We start from the raw sequence: 20,265 nt of genomic DNA on the forward strand, positions 1-20,265 counted from the left end.
CCTACCGGGCTTGATAGATGGCCGTGCCGATATCGAATGGGAAGGCGCCGAACAACCCTTCGAGCGCCGTGTTCGTAAGCGCCACCACCGTCAGGCTCCTTTCCGGATCGATGAACCACGAGTGGCCGTAGACGCCGCCCCACTGGATCGCTCCCCGCGCCAGCGGCAGCCCGGCGCGGTCGGGATCGGTGACAACAGCCCAGCCGTAGCCGAAACCCAGCCCGGGTCGTTGAAGCCCGGTCAGGCCGTTCGTCTGGTCGCGGATCATCGCGGAAACGGTGCTCGCATCAAGCAGCGGCGCTCCGCCGCGTCTTATGGTTTCCAGTATGGCGAGGATATCGCCGGCTGTGCCTGCCATGCCGCCGCTGGCGGAATGATAGATATCGGGATCGAAGATGCGCCCCGGCGAATAGCCGAACACACCGGAAGGGGTAATGATCGAATCCTCCCATCCCATCGGCTCGGGTTGTGGCGCTGCATTCTTGTAGGGGACGGCAAGGCGGCCGCGGTCGGTTACATGAAACGCAGTGTCGGAAAGTCCAAGCGGCTTCGTGACGAGCGCGGCGACTGCCTCGCCTAGCGGCGCGCTGGTCTCCTTCTCGATGATGCCACCGAGAACATCCATCGAGATCGAATAGCGCCAGCCCTTGCCGGGCTCGTAGAGCAACGGTTCGGTTGCAAGACGGCGAAGCTCTTCTTCGAGCGCGATGCTGGGGTGTCTGCCCGCGATATCGGCGCCGTCGGGCTTCCGCTTGTTTGCATCCCCATTGAAGCCGTCGCCGAGACCTGCCGTATGCGTCAACAGATGATGGATGGTGATGACGGGTGCTGATCCGTCCGCCAGCGGGGGATAGAAATAGGGCAGCCAGCGGGCGACGGGATCGGCCGGATTGATGCGCCCCTGCTCGACAAGCCGCATGGCGGCGATGGCGACTATCGGCTTGGTCACCGAAGAAAGCCGGAAGATCGTGTCTGTGCTCATCGGCTGGCCGCTCTCCCGGTCCGCCATGCCGGCGGCACGGCTGTAGACAACGCGGCCCTCCCGCGCGACCAGGACGACGGTGCCGACGAGCCGCTTCTCGTCCAGCGCGGAGTCGATTGCGCTGTCGAGTAGCCGCGTCATTTTCGGGTCTGGCCTGACGATTGCGAAGGAAGACATGTTTTTCCTCTCGAAGGAACGGCGGGCGCACTCGGCCGCCTCAGGGACGGCTGGAAAATTTGGACGAGCCTTGGTGCCCGGCCCGTTGCATTGACTATGGGAGACCTTAATGCTTGCGTCCGACTGCGATAATCGTCTCTATATCCGCAAGAGCTTTGCGTGGAGGACAAAGATGACGGGTTTCGCGGATCGGCTGGATGTCTTTCTCAGGGTTGTTGCCGGAGGGAGCTTTTCCGCCGCCGGCCGGGATATGAATATGCAGGCATCATCGATATCGCGGCAGATCGACATGCTGGAAGGCGAGCTTGGGGTGGAGCTGTTCTACCGGTCCACACGCCGGCTCGCATTGACATCGGCAGGTGAGACGCTTTGCCACCGCGCCCGGCAGGTACTCGGCCAGCTCGAGGAGACCCGAAGCATCGTCGCGGCGATGGCGAACGAGCCGCAGGGATGGCTGATGATCTCGGCGCCGGTCTGCTTCGGCCAGCGTCACGTTGTTCCGCTGGTGCCGGTCTATCTGGAGCGGTTCCCGAAGGTGCATCTCGAACTGTCGTTGGAGGATCGGGCCGTGAATCCTCTCGAGGATGGCATCGATCTTGCCGTCCGCATTGGCAAGCTGCAGGATTCCGCGCTTCTCGCGACGAAGCTTGCGACAACGGAGAGCGTCGTCTGTGCCGCGCCGTCCTATCTTCAGCGGCACGGTGTTCCCGCGGTACCGGCAGACCTCGTGCATCACGCCTGCCTGACCACACCGAAGCCAATGAAGGCCGGGATGTGGCAGTTCGGCGAAACCAGCTCCGAAGACCGACTTGAGGTTTCGGGTCGTTTTGTTTGCGGCGACATGGACGGGCTTCTTGCAAGCGCCATCGCCGGGCTTGGGATCATCCACCTGCAGACATGGCTGGTGGCCGAGCCATTGAGAGATGGCAGGCTGGTGCGGCTCTTCCCGACAATGCTGCCGAGGCCAGATGGCAGCGGCATCTACGCACTCCGGCCGCCGGGCGCGCTGACGATGAAGGTGAAAGGGATGGTCGACCTCCTGAAGGCGCGCATGATTGCACTGTCGGAATAGGTCGATCCCGGTCGATTTATACCGGATAAATGCCGAGAAAGCGCTGCAGGTATTCCGACAGCATGAGCGATGGCACGAGCAGCAGCAGCGTGAGTGCCCCGATCATCAGGCCCTGGCCGTAGAAGATCATCCTGAGAATGCGTGCGATCGCAAAGACCTGCGCCAGCATGAAGGCAAGCAGCAGCAGCGAGACGACGCCGACAAGTTGGGGCAGGAAGAAGACTAGTGCGAGCAGCAGGCCGTTGATATAGGAGAGCGGGACACCCAGCCAATTGACGCTGACGATGACGGGCGCGAAACGCTCGCCCTTCTTGAAGGCCAGCAGCAGCAAGCCTGCAAAGACCAGCGGCACGAACCAATTGGCGGCTTCGACGAGCCCGAGCCGGAAATAGAAAAGCGCGCCGACATCGGTATGCGGCGGCATCGTCTGCAGGAACGCCTGGCGCCACCAGAGCCACGAGATTCCCATCGGCGGCAGGCACCATAGGATTGCCCAGAACGAGCGGTTGACGCCGCGCTCCGACATGTCGAGGAAGCGGAACCCACGCGGATCCATGCGGATCAGCAGCCAGATCCCCGCCAGATAATATTGAACTTCTCTAAAGCCCGGCATTCGCGAACCAGTGCTCGATGAACGTTTCATAGATTACTGTCAGTCGCTCGAGGTCGGAAACAGCGACGCGTTCATCGACCATGTGCATGGTCTGGCCGACAAGACCGAACTCCACGACGGGGCAGTAGTCCTTGATGAAACGGGCGTCCGACGTGCCGCCTGTGGTGGAGAGTTTCGGCGACTGGCCGGTCACACTCTCGACAGCGGAGGAGAGCGAGGCGATCAGCGCGTTGTTGCGCGTCAGGAAGACGTGGCTCGGCCGCTCTGCCCAGACGATATCGTACTTCAGTGGCGCGCGACCGGGACGGAACACGCTGTCGGCGGCGGCTGCGTCAAGGCGGCGCAGGATCTCCTGCTGCAGGCTCTGGGCCGTCCACGTGTCATTGAAACGGATGTTAAAGCTCGCCGTCGCATTGGCCGGTACGACATTCGTCGCAGGATTGCCGACATCAATGGTCGTCACCTCAAGGTTGGACGGCTGGAAATTGTCGGTACCGCCGTCGAACGGCGGGTCCATCAGCGCCTGAGTCAACTGTACGATACCCCGCACGGCATTGTCGGCCAGATGTGGATAAGCGGCATGGCCCTGTACACCGTGCACCGTGATCTTGCCGGAGAGCGATCCGCGCCGGCCGATCTTGATCATGTCGCCGAGCTTGTCCGGGTTGGTCGGTTCGCCGACGAGGCAGGCATCCCAGCGTTCGCCGCGCTCGGCTGCCCATTGTAGTAGTTTGATCGTGCCGTTGATCGCCGGGCCTTCCTCGTCGCCGGTGATCAGGAAGGAGACCGAACCCTTCGGCGCTCCATGCTTCTCGATATGGCGTGCGATGGCCGCAACGAAGCAGGCAACCCCGCCCTTCATGTCGACGGCACCGCGGCCGAAGAGCTCGCCACCTGATATCTCGGCGGCAAAGGGCGGGTGCGACCATGCCTGCTCGTCGCCAACCGGAACCACGTCGGTATGGCCGGCAAACATCAGATGCGGGCCGTCATCGCCAAGGCGCGCATAGAGGTTCTCGATGTCGGATGTTCCCGGTGCTGTCGCCTTCACCTTGTCCACCTTGAAGCCAAGCGGCGACAGCATGGCATCGAGCGCCGAAAGCGCGCCGCCCTCGGCTGGCGTGACAGACGGGCAGCGAATCAGAACCTGGAGATTGGCGACGGGATCGGTAGCGGTCATGGGTGAGGAACTATCCAGCGGTAGTGGCAAAGAAAAGGCAAGGCGGCGATACCGCCTTACTGAAATGTGCCGTCCATTTTGCCGGATCGATGTCCAGCGTCAGCGTTCGGGCGGCGCGTATCTCCCAAGACGCGCAGGCCGCCGGAACATCACGACTTGTCAGTCGCGCAACAGTTCGTTGATGCCGGTCTTCGAGCGGGTCTTTTCATCGACGCGTTTGACGATGACGGCGCAATAGAGGTGCGGTGCCGGCAGGCCGTTGGCCATCGTGGCGTTGCCCGACGGCATCGATCCCGCGACAACGACGGAGTAGGGCGGCACTTCGCCGTACATGACTTCGCCTGTCGCGCGGTCGACAATCTTGGTCGACTTGCCGATATAGACGCCCATGCCGAGAACCGAGCCCTCGCGGATGATGCAGCCCTCGACGACTTCCGAACGCGCGCCGATGAAGCAGTTGTCTTCGATGATGGTCGGGCCTGCCTGCATAGGCTCGAGCACGCCGCCGATGCCGACGCCGCCCGACAGGTGAACGTGCTTGCCGATCTGCGCGCAGGAACCGACCGTCGCCCAGGTGTCGACCATCGTGCCCTCATCGACAAAGGCGCCGAGATTGACGAAGGACGGCATCAGCACGACGTTTTTGGCGATGTAGGCCGAGCGGCGCACGACGCAGTTCGGCACGGCGCGGAAGCCCGCGGCGCGATACTGGTTTTCGCCCCATCCCTCGAACTTGGATGGCACCTTGTCCCACCAGGTCGAGTTGCCCGAACCGCCCTTGACGACTTCCATGTCGTTCAGACGGAACGAGAGGAGCACGGCCTTCTTCAGCCACTGATTGACCTTCCAGGCGCCGTCGCTACCGCGCTCGGCAACGCGTGCCTTGCCGCCGTCGAGGAGTTCGAGCGCTGCCTCGACGGCATTGCGGACCTCGCCCTTCGTGGACGTATTGACGTTGTCGCGGTTATCGAAAGCAGCTTCGATGGTCTTTTCGAGGGAAGAAAGGTCGGTGGCGCTCATGGGAATTCCTTAAACTTCGATCTCTATCGTGGAGACCGAAGCCTCCGGGAATTGTGATTGGCGGGATGCGATCTGCTCTATCCCATGCAAGGGTAAAATGGAATGATTTTTCGGGGCATGGTAATTCTCCCGATTCACGCATGAAACGACCTACCGGCAGTGTTTGCCGGCTATACTGAAAGGCATTTCGACATGGCAAAGGCAAGAAACGGCAGGCTGCGGCGCAAGGATGGCGTCTGGGACCCGCTGAAGACGAGCGCAACCGACAAGCACCGCGCCGAGGCCGTGCCGAAGACGCCGCAGACGCTGTCGCCCGCCTACCGTCTTGCTTATGCCGATGAGGACTTTCTGTGCCGCGAGGAGCTGCGGCCGATCCGCCTGCAGCTGGAATTGATGAAGCCGGAAATGTTGCTGACGGAGCGCGGCATCAAGTCGACCGTCGTCATGTTCGGCGGTGCGCGCATTCCGGCTCCCGGCCAGAGCGCCTGGGCGGCGAGAAACGAGACGCAGCGCGCCAATCTGGAAGCAGCGTCGGTGTACTACGACGAAGCACGCAAGTTCGCGCGGCTGTGCTCGAAATATTCGGCAGGCTTCGATTTTCATGAGTATGTCGTCGTCACGGGCGGCGGTCCGGGTGTGATGGAAGCCGGCAATCGCGGCGCGGCCGACGAGGGCGCCCCCTCGATCGGCCTCAACATCGTGCTGCCGCACGAGCAGGCGCCGAACGTCTACGTCACGCCGGAACTGAGCTTCAATTTCCATTATTTCGCGATCCGCAAGATGCACTTCATGGTGCGCGCCAAGGCGATCGCGGTCTTTCCCGGCGGCTTTGGCACGCTCGACGAGTTCTTCGAATGCCTGACGCTGATCCAGACGGGCCGCATGGAAAAGATGCCGCTCATCCTGTTTGGGGAAAAGTTCTGGCGCAGCATTATCGATTTCGAGGCGTTGGCTGAGTTCGGCACGATCGCGCCCGACGATGTCGATCTGATCAGCTTCGTCGACACTGCGGACGCCGCGTGGAAGATCATCGAGGATTTCTACGAGCACCACGAATAGAAAGGCCCGCCGGAGCGGCAGGCCTCGCTATCGGTAAGTCTTTGCTTACGGGAGCGGCCGATCCGGCATGTCGTCGAGCGAGATCACGCCGTTCTTGTCGCGGTCCATCCAGGTAAAGAACTTCTCGAAGGCGGCTTCGGCTTCCTGCTTGGAAATCTGGCCGTTCTCGTCGGTATCGAAGCGCTGCATCATCATCATGCCGCGCATCATCCCGCCATGCATGCCGCGGCGATCGGGGCCGCCGTCGGGTCCGGGCTGCGATGGTGCCGGCTGCGCGTTGTCGGCATCGGTCGGCGGTGCCATCGGTGCAGCATCGTCATCCGCGGCATCGTCGGCTGGAGCTTTCGCCTTGGCCATCTTGGCTTCGTGGTACTTGCGGATCTCGCCCGGCGTCAGCGAGCCGTCCTTGTCGGTATCGATGGCAACGAAGATTGCCTCCATGCCATCCTTGGCTTCCTGCTTGGAAATCTGACCGTCCTTGTTCGTGTCGAACTGCTTCAGCATCCGAACGAAGATGACTTCACGGATCGCGCCCATGCGCGGTCCCATCATCATGCCCATGCCGTGTTGCTGGCGAGGCGGATGATGCTTCTTGTCGTGTGACGCAGCAAAACTGGTGCCGGCTGCGGCACCGACGATCATGACGGAGGAGAGTGCGGCCAGTATCAGCTTGTTCCGAGACATTTCAATTCCTTTCAATCTGCAATCTTAATGGGGATTACAGATGAAAGGGTAGGGCCGGTGCGGCAAACTGCCCAATTAAAGATCGGTAAGCTGGATGAAACTTTGGTAATCTAGCCGGCAATCTTCGCAAGAAAATCAGTAAGATCGTCAGTCACGAAGTCGATGTGATCGTCCTCGCCGCTGGTCTTTTCCCACCATTCGACAACCGTATCCTCGAGGTTGTTCGGCACCAGCAGGACGGTCTGCATGCCAAGCGTCTTTGGAACTTTGAGATTGCGGGGCAGGTCCTCGAACATTGCCGCCTTGCCGGTCTCGATGCGCTTGAGCGCCGCGAACTTGTCATAGGTCGCCTGCGCTGGCTTCGGCACAAAGTCCGCCGCCACAATGTCGAAGATATCGTCGAAATGCTCGAGGATGCCGAGCGCGCCGGCCGCCATCTCGGCATGCTTGACGCTGCCGTTGGTGAAGATGAACTTGCGACCCGGCAGGGCCTTGATTGCCGCACCCAGTTCGGGCTGCGCCGTCAGGCTCGAATAGTCGATCGCATGCGCCTTCTCGAGGAAGTCATTCGGGTCGACGCCGTGGTGGATCATCAAACCCTGCAGCGTCGTGCCATGATCGAGATAGTATTGCTTCTGCAGCTTGCGCGCCTCGTCCCGCTCCATCTGCAGCAGCGTCGAGACGTAGGCCGTCATATTCTTGTCGATCTGCGCGAAAAGGTTGACGTGGTGCGGGTAGAGCGTGTTGTCGAGGTCGAAAACCCACTCGGTCACATGCGAGAAGTCCGCCTTGGTTGGCGTGCGATCTATCTTGGTCATGGGGGCGTTATGGCATGGCCTGCGGCCTGTGCCAAAGTCTTTCGGCGCAAATCTTCGCAAAAATGCCTTCGGAAGTTCTCAACTTTAAGACGATATTCGCTGATTTTTGCCATCGTGTGGGTCTGTTCTGCAGCGTCTGCAACCCGGGGGACAGCCAGTGAAGATCACCCTGATAAATCCGCCGCATACCGCAATCGGCAGCCGTATCCCGGATGATCATCTTCCGCCGCTTGGCCTACTTTCGATCGGCGTCCCGCTGATCGATGCCGGGCATGAGGTCACTTTGATCGACGCCGAGTTCGCGCCAGCGGGTCCAGAAACCACGCCGGCCGCAATAGTTGCAGAGATACGGACAGCCGCGCGAGAACTGCATGACGACCGCGCGCTTGCCGCCCCAATAGCTGTAGCGAGCGTGGTCGATCAGCTCCCAGGCGACACGGTAGCTGTCGAGCGATGCAATCGCTCGGGCGGGTTGGGTCGCGGATGCTTCGCCCCGGCGGTCCCGAAAAGCAATGCCGTGGACCTACGCAGATGGGAAGGCGCGTCTGGTTTCACGAGCTTGTCGAGTTCTTCGTTCGCAGACGGATGGTGAAGAATGGCCCGACGCTGGAGGCCTTCTGGGGAGCACCGCAGGATGCGGAGGAGGAATCAATGCTGCTGCCGGCGCGTTCGCCCAGGCGGTCGATACCAGCCGTCATTGATGCCGCCGAATAAAATAGACGCCCGATTTGCGGCAGACGCGGCCCGCAAGGGATGGTAGAACGCCTCATGCTTTTCGATCTTCCTAGTGACGATGCGCTCTACGATGCGCTGATTGCCCGTAGCCCGGCCTACGAAGGCCTTGCCTACGTTTGCGTCAAGACAACGGGTATCTTCTGCCGGCTGACCTGCCCGGCTCGCAAGCCCAAACGGGAAAACACGCTGTTCTATGATACCGTCGCCACCTGCATGCAATCGGGATTCCGACCCTGCCAACGGTGCCGGCCGCTGGAAGAGGCGGGCCGGGAGCCGCTCGTCGACGAGCTGCTCAATGCACTCGACGGCGATCCGGCAGCGCGTTGGACGGAGGACGACCTGATCGGTCGCGGCTACGATCCCTCGACCGTACGGAGGGCTTTCAAGCGGACGCTCGGCATGACTTTTCTCGATATCGCCCGCTACCGGCGTCTCGGCGAGGCGGCAAAACAACTGGCGAACGGCGCGCGGGTCATCGATGCTCAGATCGAGGCTGGATATGAGTCCGGCAGCGGGTTCCGCGCCGCATTTCGGCGGCTGATCGGCAAAGCGCCTGTCATGTCGCAGAACCGCGATCTTCTGGTTGCCGATTGGTTTGAAACGCCGCTCGGCCCCATGGTGGCGGTGGCCGACAAGACGCATCTGCATCTTCTTGAGTTCCATGACCGCAAGGCGTTGCCAGCAGAACTGGAGAAGCTGCAGCGCAAGACGCGCTCCTCGGTTGCATCCGGCCGCACGCCGGCGATCGAGCAGATCGATGCCGAGCTGAAAGCCTATTTCGGTGGCCGGTCCACGGCGTTCCGGACGCCGCTTGCGCTGGGATTCGGCACGGCTTTCGAGCGCCGGGTCTGGTCGAAGCTGATGGAAATACCCATTGGCGAGACACGCGCCTACGGCGACATTGCACGTGGCATGGAGAACCCGCAGATGGTGCGTGCCGTCGGCCGCGCCAACGGGGCGAACCAGATGGCGATTGTCATCCCCTGCCACCGGCTGATCGGTGCCGACGGGTCGCTGACCGGTTATGGCGGCGGGCTCTGGCGCAAGCAATGGCTTTTGCAACACGAAGAGAAGATGAAGCCCAAGAGGCTGTTTGTGGAGGAAATTCAATGAACCAGGCTGAGAAAGCAAGGGCGTTCGGCGCGCTGCACCAAAAGGGCAATCCGGTCGTCCTTTACAACATATGGGACGCTGGAACGGCGAAGGCCGTGACCGAGGCTGGGGCCAAAGCGCTGGCGACGGGAAGCTGGTCGGTTGCCGCAGCACAAGGCTATGGGGATGGTCAGAAGATTCCGCTGGACGCCTTGGTAGCCACGGCTCGCCAGATCACGGCGGTCAACGACCTGCCGCTTTCCGTCGATTTCGAAGGGGCGTACTCGACCGAGCCTGCCGGAGCGGCCGCCAATGTCGCCACGCTGATCGACGCGGGCGCCGTCGGCATCAATTTCGAAGACCAAGTGGTTGGCGGAGAGGGGCTGCATCCTGTGGATAAGCAGACTGCCCGCATCCGCTTTATTCGCGAGATGGCGCACGGCCGTGGCATTGCCTTCTTCATCAATGCGCGCACCGATCTGTTCCTGCGCGAAGGCGACCAATCCAAGCATGCGGGCCTCGTCGACGAAGCAATCGAGCGCGGCAAGGCTTACGCTGCGTCCGGTGCCAGCGGCTTCTTCGTGCCTTGGCTGATTGATCCAGCGTTGATCGAGAAAATCTGCGGCGCGTCAACACTGCCGGTCAACATCATGATGAGGCCGGGGGCGCCGGATGTGAAGACGCTCGCAAGACTCGGCGTCGCTCGCGTCAGCTACGGACCGGGACCATATCGGGCGATGATGGAGAAGCTGAAGGAAGCTGCCGCGGCGGTCTATGCCGCCGCGGGTTAAATGCGATCAGGGAACGATCAGCGTTCCGGCGCCATGCTCGGTGAAGATCTCGAGCAGCACGGAATGGGCCGTCTTGCCGTTCAGGATGACGACGCCCTGGACGCCTGCCTTGATCGCATCGATGCAGGTCTCGACCTTCGGGATCATGCCGCCTGAGATCGTTCCGTCGGCGATAAGCGCGTGCGCCTGCGCAACGGAAAGTTCTTTGATCAGGTTGCCCTGCTTGTCGAGAACGCCGGGAACATCCGTCAGGAAAAGCAGGCGGGTGGCATTCAGCGCACCGGCGATCGCCCCGGCAAACGTGTCGGCGTTGATGTTGTAGGTTGCGCCGTCGCGACCGGGAGCCACCGGAGCGATGACAGGGATCATCTCGGAGCGGGCAAGCAGGTCGAGCAGCGTGCGGTCCACTTCGACCACCTCACCGACGAAGCCGAGGTCGAGCACGCGCTCGATGTTCGAATCCGGATCCTTGACCTTCTTCTGCGCCTTTTCGGCAAAGACCATGTTGCCGTCCTTGCCGCAAAGGCCGATCGCCCATTCACCGGTCTGGTTGATGAGCGCGACGATCTCCTTGTTGATCGAGCCGGCGAGAACCATCTCGACGATCTCGACGGTCTTGGCGTCGGTGACGCGCAGCCCGCCTTCGAATTTCGATTCGATGCCCATCTTGGTCAGCATCGCGCCGATCTGCGGTCCGCCGCCATGGACGACGATCGGGTTGACACCCGATTGTTTCAGCAGTGCGATATCGCTCGCGAAAGCCTTGCCGAGTTCGGCGTTGCCCATGGCATGGCCGCCGTATTTCACGACGATCGTCTTGTTTTCGTAACGCTGCATGAAGGGCAGGGCCTGTGCAAGGAGGCGTGCCTGGGTTTCGCTTTCGGACTGGTTCATGGGATACCCCGCGGAATTGATCGCGGCCTTTTATCTCAAGTTTTTGACAGATGGAATAATCTAGAGCCCATTAGTTTTCCGTATGTGCTGGCGAGCGGGTTCGAGGAGGCGGGGCGTTTGGCAAGAGGCATGGGATGACCAGCGACGAAATCGCATATTTGATAAGCCTCGTTGCGATCGGCGATCGCAAGGCCTTTGCGACGTTCTATCGCGAGACGAGCCCGAAACTCCTTTCCATCTGCCTGCGTATCTTGAGAGACAGGACCGAGGCCGAGGAGGCGCTGCAGGAAGTCTACGTCAAGATCTGGCAACGCGCCGGCGTCTTTGCCGCCGGCTCCGGGTCGCCGTCCTCCTGGCTTGCGGCAATTGCCCGCAATCAGGCGATCGATATCATGCGCGCGCGCAAGCCGGTCGCCGACGAACTGGACAGCGCATACGACCTCGCGGATGACGATCCTTCCCCAGAGATACAGACTGTGATCAAGGATGAGGGAAGGCGGATTGACACCTGCATGGAAGAGTTGGAAGCTGATCGGGCAATGGCGGTGAAGAAAGCTTACGTCGAAGGACAAAGCTATCAGGAACTGTCCGATCAGTTTGGCGTCCCTTTGAACACGATGCGCACATGGCTGCGTCGCAGCCTTTTGAAACTGAGAGAGTGCATGGAACGATGACATCGCCGGATCAGAGCAAGGGAGGCCGCTCCCGCGACGAGGTACTCGCCGGTGAGTATGTTCTTGGTGTTCTTTCTTTCAAGGATCGGCGGGTCGTGGAGGAGCGGATGCGCCGCGATAGACAGTTCGCAGCCATCGTCAGCCGCTGGGAGACCAACCTCTCCGCTTTCAACGATGATTACGACGTCGTCAGCCCCGGTCAGGAAACGTTCAAGCAGATCGAAGAGCGGCTGTTCGGCTCGCCAGAGGCGACCGCGGCTCCTGCACGCGGTCTGTGGGCCTCCATCGTCTTCTGGCGCTGTCTTGCGCTCGTCTCGCTGCTAATGACGGTGGGCGCACTGACGATTGCGACCGTCGTTGTCGCTCCGCCGCAGACTTCCGCGCCGCTTGTGGCTGAGCTGACCGCCGCCAACAGCCAGGTCAACCTCTTGGCCTCTTATGAGCGGCGGAGCGGAAAACTGAAGATCGTACCCGTGGCGACCGGCAAGCCTGAAGAGAAGTCCTTGGAGCTTTGGCTTGTTCCGGCAAGCGGCGCGCCAAGATCGCTTGGCCTGTTTCCTCCAGATCAGGCAGGCGAGTTGGTCATACCCGCTGAAATGCGTGGCAGTATAGACGAGGGCGCGACCCTCGCCGTTAGCCTCGAACCCTTTGGCGGGTCGCCGACGGGGCAGGTCACGGGGCCGATCGTGGCGAGCGGCACGGCGCATCGCCGCTGATGTTTTTCAGCAAGCGCACTGAAACTCTTCCTACGAGCCTTTCGTAGATCCTCATGTCCGCAACGGAACGCCGGCATTCGGCCGGTCTTGTGCGCGGACGTTAGAGGAGAACAATCATGATGAAGTCCGCACTGCGCTTGAATGTGCTTGCTGCTGCCGTTTCCGCATTTGCTTTCGCTGCGCAGGCCAAGAACCCGATGGTCGGCGGCGCTGCCATGTATCCGACGAAGGACATCGTCCAAAATGCGATGAACTCGAAGGATCACACGACACTGGTTGCCGCCGTCAAGGCAGCCGGCCTCGTATCGACGCTGGAAAGCAAGGGACCTTTCACCGTCTTCGCTCCGACCAACGAAGCCTTCGCGGAATTGCCCGCCGGCACCATCGATACGCTGCTGAAGCCTGAGAACAGGGCCCAGTTGACGAAGGTTCTGACTTGCCACGTCGTCGCCGCTGATGCGATGGCCAAGACGGTTGCCAAGATGATCAAGGCCGACGGCGGCGAACACGACATCACGACGGTCGGCGGCTGTTTGCTGAAGGCCAAGGAAAGCATGGGCAAGATCACGCTCACCGATGAAAACGGCGATGTCGCCCACGTCACGATCGCCGACGTGAAACAGTCCAACGGCGTCATCCACGTCGTTGACAAGGTTCTGCTGCCGAAGATGTAAGCAAGTTCAGGCAGGTTCTAGAGGCGCCCAATTCCACCCCGGGGCGCCTCTTTCATTTCCAGTTGGCGATGCCGACCGTTTGTGCGATCGCCTCGCGCAGGTCATCAAGCCCCTCGCTCTTTTCCGATGACGTGGCAATGATTCCGGGATAAGCGGCTGGCCGCTTCTTGATCTTTTCCGTCGTCTCCGCGAGCAGCTTGGTCACCGCCGGCGGCTTGATCTTGTCCGTCTTGGTGAGAACGATCTGGTAAGAGACGGCCGCTTTGTCGAGCAGATCGAGAACCTCGTCGTCGTTCTTCTTCACTCCGTGGCGGCTGTCGATCAGCACGTAAACGCGTTTCAACGTCGCGCGCCCGCGCAGGTAGTCGAAGACGAGCTTCGTCCAGGCATCGACCTGATCTTTCGGCGCCTGCGCGTAGCCGTAGCCCGGCATGTCGACCAGCGCCATCGGCGGCAGGTCGCCGCCTTCACCCGAATAGCCCTCCGGCACGAAGTAGTTGAGTTCCTGCGTGCGGCCAGGCGTATTGGAGGTGCGCGCCAGCCCCTTGTGACTGACGAGCGCGTTGATCAAAGAAGACTTGCCGACGTTCGAGCGGCCGGCAAAGGCCACTTCCAGCGGCCCTTCCGGCGGCAGGAATTTCAGGGATGGAACGCCCCGGATAAAGGTCCAGGGGCGCCCGAAGAGCGGCTTGTCGTTCTTGTTGTCGGTCATTCGGCCTTTTCCAGTCTAAATCCAGTGAGCCTATGGCATTCAGGTTTCAGGCGATTTTGTCAACCGCCGCTCCGCCAGTCGCCGGGACACGGCGGCAATGTCAGCACAAATGAAAAGCCCCGCCGAAGCGGTAATGCAGTTCACTTAGGTTTGCTTACGGCTCTTATCGGGTATCTGGCAGGCAGTTTTTTGACGACACGGGGCATGATCGCCCCCGTTTTTCTGTCAGCAGCAAGTCTGCCAATCTGTTTCTCAATCTGGTGAGGTGGGCGGGGATTTTGCCGGGTGCTTCGATCGCCATCCATCCCCATTCGTGACGCAGGTAATGCAGGGCTGTGATAAAGCTTAGTCGGGTTGGCTCGACTTGGGCTTCGGTCGCGACCTCTGCCATTTCGAGCCGCACCAGATTGTAGGCCAGCAACGCGCCCCAGACCTCCTGATAGACAGTCTCCGGCGTGCCGCTTCGCAGGGTCAGTTCGCTACCGAGAAGCTCCTGCTTGAGTTCGCGATAACTTGTCTCGATGCGCCATCGCTCTTCATACTGATGGACGATTTCGCTTGCCGGATAAGTTTGTCTGTCCATCAGCGATGTCAACAATATGCGCTTTTTGCCATGGCTGGTGGTCGTCTCGATGGCCCTGACCTCCCAGAAGGCCGGCAAGTCCGGTTCTGCCTGCCGCGCCTGGGGCGAGACCTTCATGCGCACCCGATAATCGGTGGGGTGCGGATCCAGTCGTTCCCATGTGCTGTTGGCTTTGGCCGGAATCAGCCAGTGACGCTCATGTCCCTTCGTCTGCAATTGCAAGAGAAGGCTGGCACTGAAGAAGCCCTTGTCGAAGACCGTCAGCGAATGGTCCGGAACCCGGTCGAGCAGGCTTTTGGCATAGAGCATCTCGTTTGTGCCATAGGCTCCGAACACCGCATCACGCACCAGATGCGTCGCCAGCGCCGTCAGCGTCAGCAGCCGCAATTGCGGATAGCTTGCGACAACGCCAGACGCGTAGGCCTGCGCTCCAAAATGCGCCCGGTTCTCCGGGCTGTCGGACGTCCGCAGCGTGCTGCCGTCCACGGCATAACGACAAAGACCCCGCCAGGCACGCCCGGATTGGTGGCGTTCATCCCAGCATGATGCACTCATTGCAAACAACTGCGCCAACGGTGCCTGACCCAAGCGCTGCCGTGCCTGTGTCAACGCGCTCTTGGCAATATCCGCGTTGACCTCATCGGGCAAAACCAGATCAAGATGGGCCACCACCTCCGGGATCGACTGATGACGATAAAGGGCCAACGCAATCACCAGCCAGACGACCTGCTCGGCTGGCAGCTTGCGCTTGCGGATGCTCGCCTTGCCTGTCGTGGCGAGAGCCTGAGCGATCCAGTCCGGGTCGATCGCCTGCGAAAGAGCCGATAATTCGGCCGAATGTCCAAGGGTGCGTGACATCACAAACAAAAACAGGATGGGAAAACGAATCCCCATCCTGAACCATCAAACTTGCCCGCAGCTCACTAAGTGAACTGCATTACCGCCGAAGCGGGGCTTTCGTCATTTTTCTGTCGGTGCCGGCTTTCGTTTGAAGAGGCCCTTCAGATTGCTGAAGAGTTCGATCTTCACGCCGTGGCGGCGCATGATCACCGACTGCTGGATGACCGAAAGCGTGTTGTTCCAGGCCCAGTAGATGACCAGACCGGCCGGGAAACTCGCCAGCATGAACGTGAAGACCAGCGGCATCCAGTTGAAGATCATCGCCTGCGTCGGATCCGGAGGCGTCGGGTTCATGCGCATCTGCAGGAACATCGTCACGCCCATGATCAGCGGCCAGACGCCGAGATGCAGGAAGGTCGGAGCCGCAAACGGCAGCAGGCCGAAAAGGTTGATGAACGAGGTCGGATCGGGCGCTGAAAGATCCTGGATCCAGCCGAAGAACGGGGCGTGGCGCATCTCGATGGTGATGTAGATCACCTTGTAGAGCGAGAAGAAGATCGGGATCTGCAACGCGATCGGCCAGCAACCGGCGATCGGATTGATCTTCTCGTCCTTGTAGAGCTGCATCGTTGCCTGCTGCAGCGCCATGCGGTCGTCGCCCAATTTCGCCTTGAGCTCTTCCATCTTCGGCTGCACGCGCTTCATGTTCGCCATCGAAGCGTACTGCTTGCTGGCGAGTGGGAAGAACAGCGCCTTGACGACGATGGTGGTCATCAGGATGGCGACACCAAAGTTGCCGAAGTAGCGGAAGAAGAAGTCCATCAGCCTGAACATCGGCTTCGTCAGGAAGTAGAACCAGCCCCAGTCGATGAGCCGATCAAATTTCGGGATCTCATAGGTCTTTTCGTAGCCGTCGATAACTGGAACTTCCTTGGCGCCGGCAAAGACGAGGTTCTTCAACTCGAGCGACTGGCCCGGTGCCACCGTGACGGCGTTCTGCTTGTAGTCGGCCTGGAAGCGCGGCTGGCCATCCGTAAAGTGCGTGAAGCGCGCATCGTATGGTGTCTGCTGCGGCGGAATAATCGTCGCTGCCCAGTATTTGTCTGTGATGCCGAGCCAGCCACCAGTTGCCGTTGCCGGCGTGACCGCTTCCTTCTCGACGGCTGCGTATTTGCTTTCGATCAGGCTGTCGCCGATGACGCCGATGAAGCCTTCGTGCAGAACGTAGGTCGAGGCGACTGCCGGCTTGTTGTAGCGCGTGACGCGGCCATAGGATGACAATGCAGCTGCCGCCTGGCCGGCGTTGGTGATCTTGTCGGTGACGGTGAACATATAGTGCTCATCGACCGAGATCGTGCGGGCGAAGGTGATGCCCTTGTCGTTGGTGTAGGTGAGCGTAACCGGCGTCTTCTCGGTCAGTTTTGCGCCTTCCGGTGCCGTCCAGACCGTCGAGGGGCCGGGAACCGCGCCGGTGGCAGCATCGCCGATGTAGCCGAGTTCTGCAAAATAGCCGTCCTTGGTTTCAGACGGGCTGAACAGCGTGATGATCGGGCTCGTGTCGTCGACGGTCTCGTGGTAGCCCTTGAGCTTCAGGTCGTCGAGACGAGCACCAACGAGATTGATCGAGCCTGCGAGAGCGGCGGTATCGATCGTAACGCGCGGCGACTTTGCCAGCGCGTCGATCAGGGACGGGGGCGTCGTTGCGGTCGGAGCCGTCCCATTCGGTTGGGCCGGATTGGCGCCGCCAGCTGCCGGCGTCTGCATCTGTTCGGTCTTCTGCTGCGCCTTTTGAGCGAGTTCTGCCTTGCGCTGCGCTTCGATGCGCGGATTCATATAGAGGAATTGCCACCCGAGAACGATCAGCACGGAGAGAGCGATCGCAATGAAGTAGTTGCGGTTGTTTTGCATCATGCGTTCCTGGGGCGGCCGTCTCCGGACCGCTTGTGTTTCGGCTTGGTCTCGACGCGAGCTTTGAGCTCTGCGGCTAATTCTCTGAAGGGCGCCTTGAGCACGTCCCTTCGCGCGACAACCACATAGTCGTGTCCGGGCTGCATTGCAAACCCTGCATGAAGTCGCACCGCCTCTTTCAGGCGCCGCCGCATGCGGTTTCGCTCGACTGCATTGCCGTGTTTCTTGGTGACGGTGAAGCCGACGCGGGCTTCGGTCTCGGGTTCCTTCCGGTCGAGCACCTCGAGCAGAAAGAAACCGCCCTTGCGTTTTTCGCCTTGGCGGACAGCAAGAAACTGCGGGCGGCTTTGCAGTCGCCCGGCAGTCATTTTCTTATTATTGGTCGTCAATTCGCCCGCCATCTCTTATCGGGCAATTCCGGCCTTAGGCCGAAAGACGCTTGCGGCCGCGTGCGCGGCGAGCAACGATAACCTTGCGGCCGCCCTTGGTGGCCATACGTGCACGGAAACCGTGGCGGCGCTTGCGAACAAGCTTGGATGGTTGGTACGTACGCTTCATTTATTTAAACACCGCGGAGTGCGGCCCTTCTTGAATTTGCATAATGCAAGGAGCGTTGTTTTTCGAACGGGCGAGGCTAACGAGAGCCTTAAATGACCGGACGTGCGGCGGCTTATACGGATGAAGGCCGCCAAAGTCAATTATCGCCCGGAATTTCCGAATTCGCGGCTGCGATACAAGATTTAGCGAGCCTCATTAATGTTTGTGATGACGTGTTAACGCGGCGCGTGCGTAATATTTTTCTTCGATCGCAACCGCCGCGCGCATTCTTGCGGCAGTCTAGCGTTTCCGGCGCAAAAAAAGAAACGGTGACGAGTAAGTACAGGTAATTTTTTGTAGTGATGCGGCCAAGCATCCGAAAGCTGACGTTAATTTATTTCGGCCAAATTTAGCTAGCGGCCGGGATGCTTTCCCGGCTTGTGATTAGTCTTGGGGGGGCTTCCTTTGAAAATTCGAGGTAAGATCAATCTGCTTGTCTCCGCCATGTGCGGCGTCGCACTGCTGATCGGGGCAACGGCACTTTGGGCCGTGCATCAATACGATGAGAACCTGTCGGCATATGGAGATGCGTCCGATCGCGCTTACGCCGGCGAGCGCCTTAACCGCTTCGTGACGGCAACAGTGATGGAGGCGCGCGGAATCTATAACGCGCAGTCGACAAAGGAGGCCGCAAACTTTGCCAAGGGACTGCTGGCCGACCTCGACCAGATAGACAAGGTCATTGTTTCCTGGGCTCCGCTGGTTCCGGAAAGCCAGAAAGATACCTTCGTGAAAATGACCGAACGCGCGAAGGAATTCCGGACATTCCGCGCCGAAACAGCGCGTCTTGGCACTGACGTGAGCCCCCAGGCTGCGAACGAGCAGGGTAACAACGACGCCAACCGCGCCAACCGCAAGGCTTTCCAGGCGGAGATCGATGCGATCGTCGCCACTGACAAGGCGACGCTGGACGCCGTCAATGCGCAGGTCGAAAGCTCGCGCACCTCCGTTTTGTGGCTGGTGGTTACGATCACCTGCGTCGGCATCATGGCCGGCGTCGGCATGGGCTTCTACATCGGCACCATTCAGCTCAGCCGCCCGATCAAGAAGGTCACGGACGCGATCAAGGAAGTCGCCGATGGCAACTTTGACGCTGAAGTGCCTTTCGCCGGCCGCCAGGATGAAATCGGCGAAATGGCTGCTGCCGTTGCCGTCTTCAAGGAAAATGGGCTCGCTGTACGCCGCATGAATGCGCAGGAAGCCGCCATGCGCGCCAAGAGCGACGATCTGCAGTCCAGCATGTCCGTTGTCGTTGCATCCGCAGCTGCGGGTGATTTCAGCCGCCGCATCGAAAAGGACTATGGCGACGACAACCTCAATCAGTTCGCCAGCAACATCAACCATCTCCTCTCCAGCATCGATGCCGGCGTCGGCGAAACGCGCCGCGTGATTGCAAGCCTGGCGGAAGGCGACCTCACGCAGACGATGCGCGGCAGCTTCCAGGGCGCCTTCGCCGAACTGCAGCAGAACGTCAACAGCACCTTCGCGACGCTGCAGACGACCATGCGCGAAGTGCGCGAGACGGCAGAAGGTTTTCACGGCAACACCAACGAGTTGCGTTCAGCAAGCGACGATCTCTCCAAGCGCACCGAGCAGCAGGCCGCTGCTCTCGAGCAGACCTCGGCCGCCCTCGACGAGATCACGGCGGTGGTCAACAATTCGACCGAGCGCGCTCAGGAAGCCAGCGTCATGGTATCCGAGGCCAAGGACGACGCCGGCAAGTCTGGCGTGGTTGTCCGCAATGCCGTCGACGCCATGGGCCGGATCGAGCAGGCCTCGCGCGAAATCAGCCAGATCATCAACGTCATTGATGAGATCGCCTTCCAGACGAACCTGCTTGCTCTCAACGCCGGTGTCGAGGCCGCGCGTGCCGGCGAGGCAGGCAAGGGCTTCGCCGTCGTCGCCCAAGAGGTTCGCGAACTCGCACAGCGCTCGGCTACGGCCGCCAAGGACATCAAGGGCCTGATCACCAAGTCCGGCGACGAGGTCCAGGTCGGCGTCAAGCTGGTGCAGGCGACCGGCGAGGCGCTGTCCCAGATTGAACGCCGTGTCAACGCGATCAACGACCACATTCACTCGATTGCGACCGCCGCGAAGGAGCAGTCGACCGGCCTTAAGGAGGTCAACACGGCGGTCAACCAGATGGACCAGGTGACTCAGCAGAACGCCGCCATGGTCGAGGAGACTTCGGCTGCAACGCACAAGCTCTCCGGCGAAGCCGACGGCCTCGTCCGTCTCATCTCACGCTTCAAGGTCTCGAACGTGGCGGCTGCGGCCCCGGTTGCCGTTGCCCGCCATCAAGAACATCGTCCCGTCGCCTCTCCGGCCCGTCGTGCCATGGGCACCGTCGCCCGGGCGTTCAGCGGCAATGCCGCCGTCGCCGAGCAGAATTGGGAAGAGTTCTGATCCTTCTTCATCTTTTCGATCGATTGGAAACGCCGCCT

Annotated in this window: 21 protein-coding genes and 4 pseudogenes; 12 read left to right on the forward strand and 13 right to left on the reverse strand. The window is 60.7% G+C overall.

Translation table 11 applies throughout. The annotated features are described in order from the left end of the window. Position 1: 1 nt before the first annotated feature. Positions 2–1,159: a serine hydrolase domain-containing protein gene (locus tag LPU83_RS40735; RefSeq protein WP_024314551.1), complete on the reverse strand. Its 1,158-nt coding sequence runs from the start codon at positions 1,157–1,159 to the stop codon at positions 2–4. A 172-nt stretch (positions 1,160–1,331) separates the two neighbouring features. Here LPU83_RS40735 and LPU83_RS40740 point away from each other — a divergent pair, with 172 nt between their 5' ends. Continuing rightward, positions 1,332–2,231 carry a LysR family transcriptional regulator gene (locus LPU83_RS40740; RefSeq protein WP_029709985.1) on the forward strand — a complete coding sequence of 300 codons (900 nt, stop codon included), beginning with the start codon at positions 1,332–1,334 and terminating at the stop codon, positions 2,229–2,231. 16 nt (positions 2,232–2,247) lie between these two features. Here LPU83_RS40740 and LPU83_RS40745 read toward each other — a convergent pair whose 3' ends face one another. The 3 genes from LPU83_RS40745 to dapD form a co-directional block, all read right to left on the reverse strand. Next, positions 2,248–2,844, reverse strand: coding sequence for a hypothetical protein (locus tag LPU83_RS40745; RefSeq protein WP_024314553.1), 597 nt, complete (start codon positions 2,842–2,844; stop codon positions 2,248–2,250). After that, positions 2,831–4,024 carry a succinyl-diaminopimelate desuccinylase gene (dapE, locus tag LPU83_RS40750; protein WP_024314554.1) on the reverse strand — a complete coding sequence of 398 codons (1,194 nt, stop codon included), beginning with the start codon at positions 4,022–4,024 and terminating at the stop codon, positions 2,831–2,833. The genes LPU83_RS40745 and dapE overlap by 14 nt, the downstream gene beginning before the upstream one ends. A gap of 159 nt (positions 4,025–4,183) precedes the next feature. Beyond that, positions 4,184–5,044 (reverse strand): 2,3,4,5-tetrahydropyridine-2,6-dicarboxylate N-succinyltransferase, encoded by an 861-nt coding sequence (gene dapD / locus LPU83_RS40755; protein ID WP_024314555.1) that lies wholly within the window; start codon positions 5,042–5,044, stop codon positions 4,184–4,186. Between the two features lie 192 nt (positions 5,045–5,236). On the opposite strand from dapD, the gene LPU83_RS40760 reads away from it, so the two are divergent. Then, the gene (locus tag LPU83_RS40760) at positions 5,237–6,103 is read left to right on the forward strand and encodes an LOG family protein (protein WP_024314556.1); all 867 of its coding nucleotides are present in this window, start codon (positions 5,237–5,239) and stop codon (positions 6,101–6,103) included. A 45-nt stretch (positions 6,104–6,148) separates the two neighbouring features. Here the strand turns inward: LPU83_RS40760 and LPU83_RS40765 are convergent, their stop codons facing one another. Together LPU83_RS40765 and LPU83_RS40770 are read right to left on the reverse strand one after the other, a co-directional pair. Then, positions 6,149–6,787: an EF-hand domain-containing protein gene (locus tag LPU83_RS40765; RefSeq protein WP_024314557.1), complete on the reverse strand. Its 639-nt coding sequence runs from the start codon at positions 6,785–6,787 to the stop codon at positions 6,149–6,151. Between the two features lie 110 nt (positions 6,788–6,897). Beyond that, the gene (locus tag LPU83_RS40770) at positions 6,898–7,605 is read right to left on the reverse strand and encodes a pyrimidine 5'-nucleotidase (RefSeq protein WP_007802038.1); all 708 of its coding nucleotides are present in this window, start codon (positions 7,603–7,605) and stop codon (positions 6,898–6,900) included. A 157-nt stretch (positions 7,606–7,762) separates the two neighbouring features. On the opposite strand from LPU83_RS40770, the pseudogene LPU83_RS73395 reads away from it, so the two are divergent. Further along, positions 7,763–7,912, forward strand: a pseudogene (locus LPU83_RS73395) (magnesium-protoporphyrin IX monomethyl ester cyclase); the annotation flags it as partial. Here the strand turns inward: LPU83_RS73395 and LPU83_RS40775 are convergent. Continuing rightward, positions 7,907–8,122 (reverse strand): annotated as a pseudogene (locus tag LPU83_RS40775) (magnesium-protoporphyrin IX monomethyl ester cyclase); the annotation flags it as partial. The pseudogenes LPU83_RS73395 and LPU83_RS40775 sit on opposite strands and share 6 nt — an antisense overlap. A gap of 14 nt (positions 8,123–8,136) precedes the next feature. Between LPU83_RS40775 and LPU83_RS40780 the strand changes: the two are divergent. The 4 genes and pseudogenes from LPU83_RS40780 to LPU83_RS75720 all read left to right on the forward strand — a co-directional run. Next, positions 8,137–8,319 (forward strand): hypothetical protein, encoded by a 183-nt coding sequence (locus tag LPU83_RS40780; protein ID WP_037068977.1) that lies wholly within the window; start codon positions 8,137–8,139, stop codon positions 8,317–8,319. A gap of 54 nt (positions 8,320–8,373) precedes the next feature. Further along, complete coding sequence (locus tag LPU83_RS40785) at positions 8,374–9,453, forward strand: bifunctional transcriptional activator/DNA repair enzyme AdaA (RefSeq protein WP_024314559.1); 1,080 nt, start codon at positions 8,374–8,376, stop codon at positions 9,451–9,453. After that, positions 9,450–10,223, forward strand: a complete 774-nt coding sequence (locus LPU83_RS40790) for an isocitrate lyase/PEP mutase family protein (protein ID WP_024314560.1) — start codon at positions 9,450–9,452, stop codon at positions 10,221–10,223. The genes LPU83_RS40785 and LPU83_RS40790 overlap by 4 nt, the downstream gene beginning before the upstream one ends. After that, positions 10,207–10,356, forward strand: a pseudogene (locus tag LPU83_RS75720) (hypothetical protein); the annotation flags it as partial. The gene LPU83_RS40790 and the pseudogene LPU83_RS75720, both read left to right, overlap by 17 nt. Here LPU83_RS75720 and argB read toward each other — a convergent pair. Then, positions 10,314–11,117 (reverse strand): annotated as a pseudogene (gene argB, locus LPU83_RS40795) (acetylglutamate kinase); the annotation flags it as partial. The pseudogenes LPU83_RS75720 and argB overlap by 43 nt on opposite strands. Before the next feature lie 134 nt (positions 11,118–11,251). Here argB and LPU83_RS40800 point away from each other — a divergent pair. The 3 genes from LPU83_RS40800 (at position 11,252) to LPU83_RS40810 (ending at position 13,181) form a co-directional block, all read left to right on the forward strand. Further along, complete coding sequence (locus LPU83_RS40800) at positions 11,252–11,791, forward strand: sigma-70 family RNA polymerase sigma factor (RefSeq protein ID WP_024314562.1); 540 nt, start codon at positions 11,252–11,254, stop codon at positions 11,789–11,791. After that, positions 11,788–12,507: an anti-sigma factor gene (locus LPU83_RS40805; RefSeq protein WP_024314563.1), complete on the forward strand. Its 720-nt coding sequence runs from the start codon at positions 11,788–11,790 to the stop codon at positions 12,505–12,507. Before LPU83_RS40800 ends, LPU83_RS40805 begins: the two co-directional genes overlap by 4 nt. Before the next feature lie 116 nt (positions 12,508–12,623). Next, the gene (locus LPU83_RS40810) at positions 12,624–13,181 is read left to right on the forward strand and encodes a fasciclin domain-containing protein (protein ID WP_024314564.1); all 558 of its coding nucleotides are present in this window, start codon (positions 12,624–12,626) and stop codon (positions 13,179–13,181) included. A gap of 52 nt (positions 13,182–13,233) precedes the next feature. Here LPU83_RS40810 and yihA read toward each other — a convergent pair whose 3' ends face one another. The 5 genes from yihA to rpmH all read right to left on the reverse strand — a co-directional run bounded on the left by yihA (position 13,234) and on the right by rpmH (position 17,782). After that, entirely contained in the window at positions 13,234–13,893 is a 660-nt protein-coding gene (gene yihA / locus LPU83_RS40815; RefSeq protein WP_007802023.1) for a ribosome biogenesis GTP-binding protein YihA/YsxC, read from the reverse strand. Between the two features lie 163 nt (positions 13,894–14,056). After that, on the reverse strand, positions 14,057–15,370 hold the full coding sequence (locus tag LPU83_RS40820; RefSeq protein WP_197901944.1) for an IS4 family transposase: 1,314 nt from the start codon (positions 15,368–15,370) through the stop codon (positions 14,057–14,059). 66 nt (positions 15,371–15,436) lie between these two features. Then, positions 15,437–17,224 (reverse strand): membrane protein insertase YidC, encoded by a 1,788-nt coding sequence (gene yidC / locus LPU83_RS40825; RefSeq protein ID WP_024316743.1) that lies wholly within the window; start codon positions 17,222–17,224, stop codon positions 15,437–15,439. Further along, entirely contained in the window at positions 17,224–17,625 is a 402-nt protein-coding gene (rnpA, locus tag LPU83_RS40830; RefSeq protein ID WP_024316742.1) for a ribonuclease P protein component, read from the reverse strand. Before rnpA ends, yidC begins: the two co-directional genes overlap by 1 nt. Positions 17,626–17,647: 22 nt before the next feature. Beyond that, positions 17,648–17,782, reverse strand: a complete 135-nt coding sequence (rpmH, locus tag LPU83_RS40835) for a 50S ribosomal protein L34 (RefSeq protein WP_016552555.1) — start codon at positions 17,780–17,782, stop codon at positions 17,648–17,650. Positions 17,783–17,874: 92 nt separating this feature from the next. Between rpmH and LPU83_RS40840 the strand changes: the two genes are divergently transcribed. Together LPU83_RS40840 and LPU83_RS40845 are read left to right on the forward strand one after the other, a co-directional pair. Beyond that, entirely contained in the window at positions 17,875–18,111 is a 237-nt protein-coding gene (locus LPU83_RS40840; protein ID WP_141652588.1) for a hypothetical protein, read from the forward strand. A gap of 115 nt (positions 18,112–18,226) precedes the next feature. Then, entirely contained in the window at positions 18,227–20,227 is a 2,001-nt protein-coding gene (locus LPU83_RS40845; RefSeq protein WP_024316741.1) for a methyl-accepting chemotaxis protein, read from the forward strand. Positions 20,228–20,265 lie beyond the last annotated feature (38 nt).

This window comes from Rhizobium favelukesii, from assembly GCF_000577275.2.
In the GTDB taxonomy this organism is placed as follows: Bacteria; Pseudomonadota; Alphaproteobacteria; order Rhizobiales; family Rhizobiaceae; genus Rhizobium; species Rhizobium favelukesii.

Bases quoted from the DNA above. Each gene is read 5' to 3' on its own strand.
- LPU83_RS40735 (WP_024314551.1), bottom strand. From the start codon at position 1,159: ATGTCTTCCTTCGCAATCGTCAGGCCAGACCCGAAAATGACGCGGCTA.
- LPU83_RS40740 (WP_029709985.1), top strand. From the start codon at position 1,332: ATGACGGGTTTCGCGGATCGGCTGGATGTCTTTCTCAGGGTTGTTGCC.
- LPU83_RS40745 (WP_024314553.1), bottom strand. From the start codon at position 2,844: ATGCCGGGCTTTAGAGAAGTTCAATATTATCTGGCGGGGATCTGGCTG.
- dapE (WP_024314554.1), bottom strand. From the start codon at position 4,024: ATGACCGCTACCGATCCCGTCGCCAATCTCCAGGTTCTGATTCGCTGC.
- dapD (WP_024314555.1), bottom strand. From the start codon at position 5,044: ATGAGCGCCACCGACCTTTCTTCCCTCGAAAAGACCATCGAAGCTGCT.
- LPU83_RS40760 (WP_024314556.1), top strand. From the start codon at position 5,237: ATGGCAAAGGCAAGAAACGGCAGGCTGCGGCGCAAGGATGGCGTCTGG.
- LPU83_RS40765 (WP_024314557.1), bottom strand. From the start codon at position 6,787: ATGTCTCGGAACAAGCTGATACTGGCCGCACTCTCCTCCGTCATGATC.
- LPU83_RS40770 (WP_007802038.1), bottom strand. From the start codon at position 7,605: ATGACCAAGATAGATCGCACGCCAACCAAGGCGGACTTCTCGCATGTG.
- LPU83_RS40780 (WP_037068977.1), top strand. From the start codon at position 8,137: ATGGGAAGGCGCGTCTGGTTTCACGAGCTTGTCGAGTTCTTCGTTCGC.
- LPU83_RS40785 (WP_024314559.1), top strand. From the start codon at position 8,374: ATGCTTTTCGATCTTCCTAGTGACGATGCGCTCTACGATGCGCTGATT.
- LPU83_RS40790 (WP_024314560.1), top strand. From the start codon at position 9,450: ATGAACCAGGCTGAGAAAGCAAGGGCGTTCGGCGCGCTGCACCAAAAG.
- LPU83_RS40800 (WP_024314562.1), top strand. From the start codon at position 11,252: ATGACCAGCGACGAAATCGCATATTTGATAAGCCTCGTTGCGATCGGC.
- LPU83_RS40805 (WP_024314563.1), top strand. From the start codon at position 11,788: ATGACATCGCCGGATCAGAGCAAGGGAGGCCGCTCCCGCGACGAGGTA.
- LPU83_RS40810 (WP_024314564.1), top strand. From the start codon at position 12,624: ATGATGAAGTCCGCACTGCGCTTGAATGTGCTTGCTGCTGCCGTTTCC.
- yihA (WP_007802023.1), bottom strand. From the start codon at position 13,893: ATGACCGACAACAAGAACGACAAGCCGCTCTTCGGGCGCCCCTGGACC.
- LPU83_RS40820 (WP_197901944.1), bottom strand. From the start codon at position 15,370: ATGGGGATTCGTTTTCCCATCCTGTTTTTGTTTGTGATGTCACGCACC.
- yidC (WP_024316743.1), bottom strand. From the start codon at position 17,224: ATGCAAAACAACCGCAACTACTTCATTGCGATCGCTCTCTCCGTGCTG.
- rnpA (WP_024316742.1), bottom strand. From the start codon at position 17,625: ATGGCGGGCGAATTGACGACCAATAATAAGAAAATGACTGCCGGGCGA.
- rpmH (WP_016552555.1), bottom strand. From the start codon at position 17,782: ATGAAGCGTACGTACCAACCATCCAAGCTTGTTCGCAAGCGCCGCCAC.
- LPU83_RS40840 (WP_141652588.1), top strand. From the start codon at position 17,875: ATGACCGGACGTGCGGCGGCTTATACGGATGAAGGCCGCCAAAGTCAA.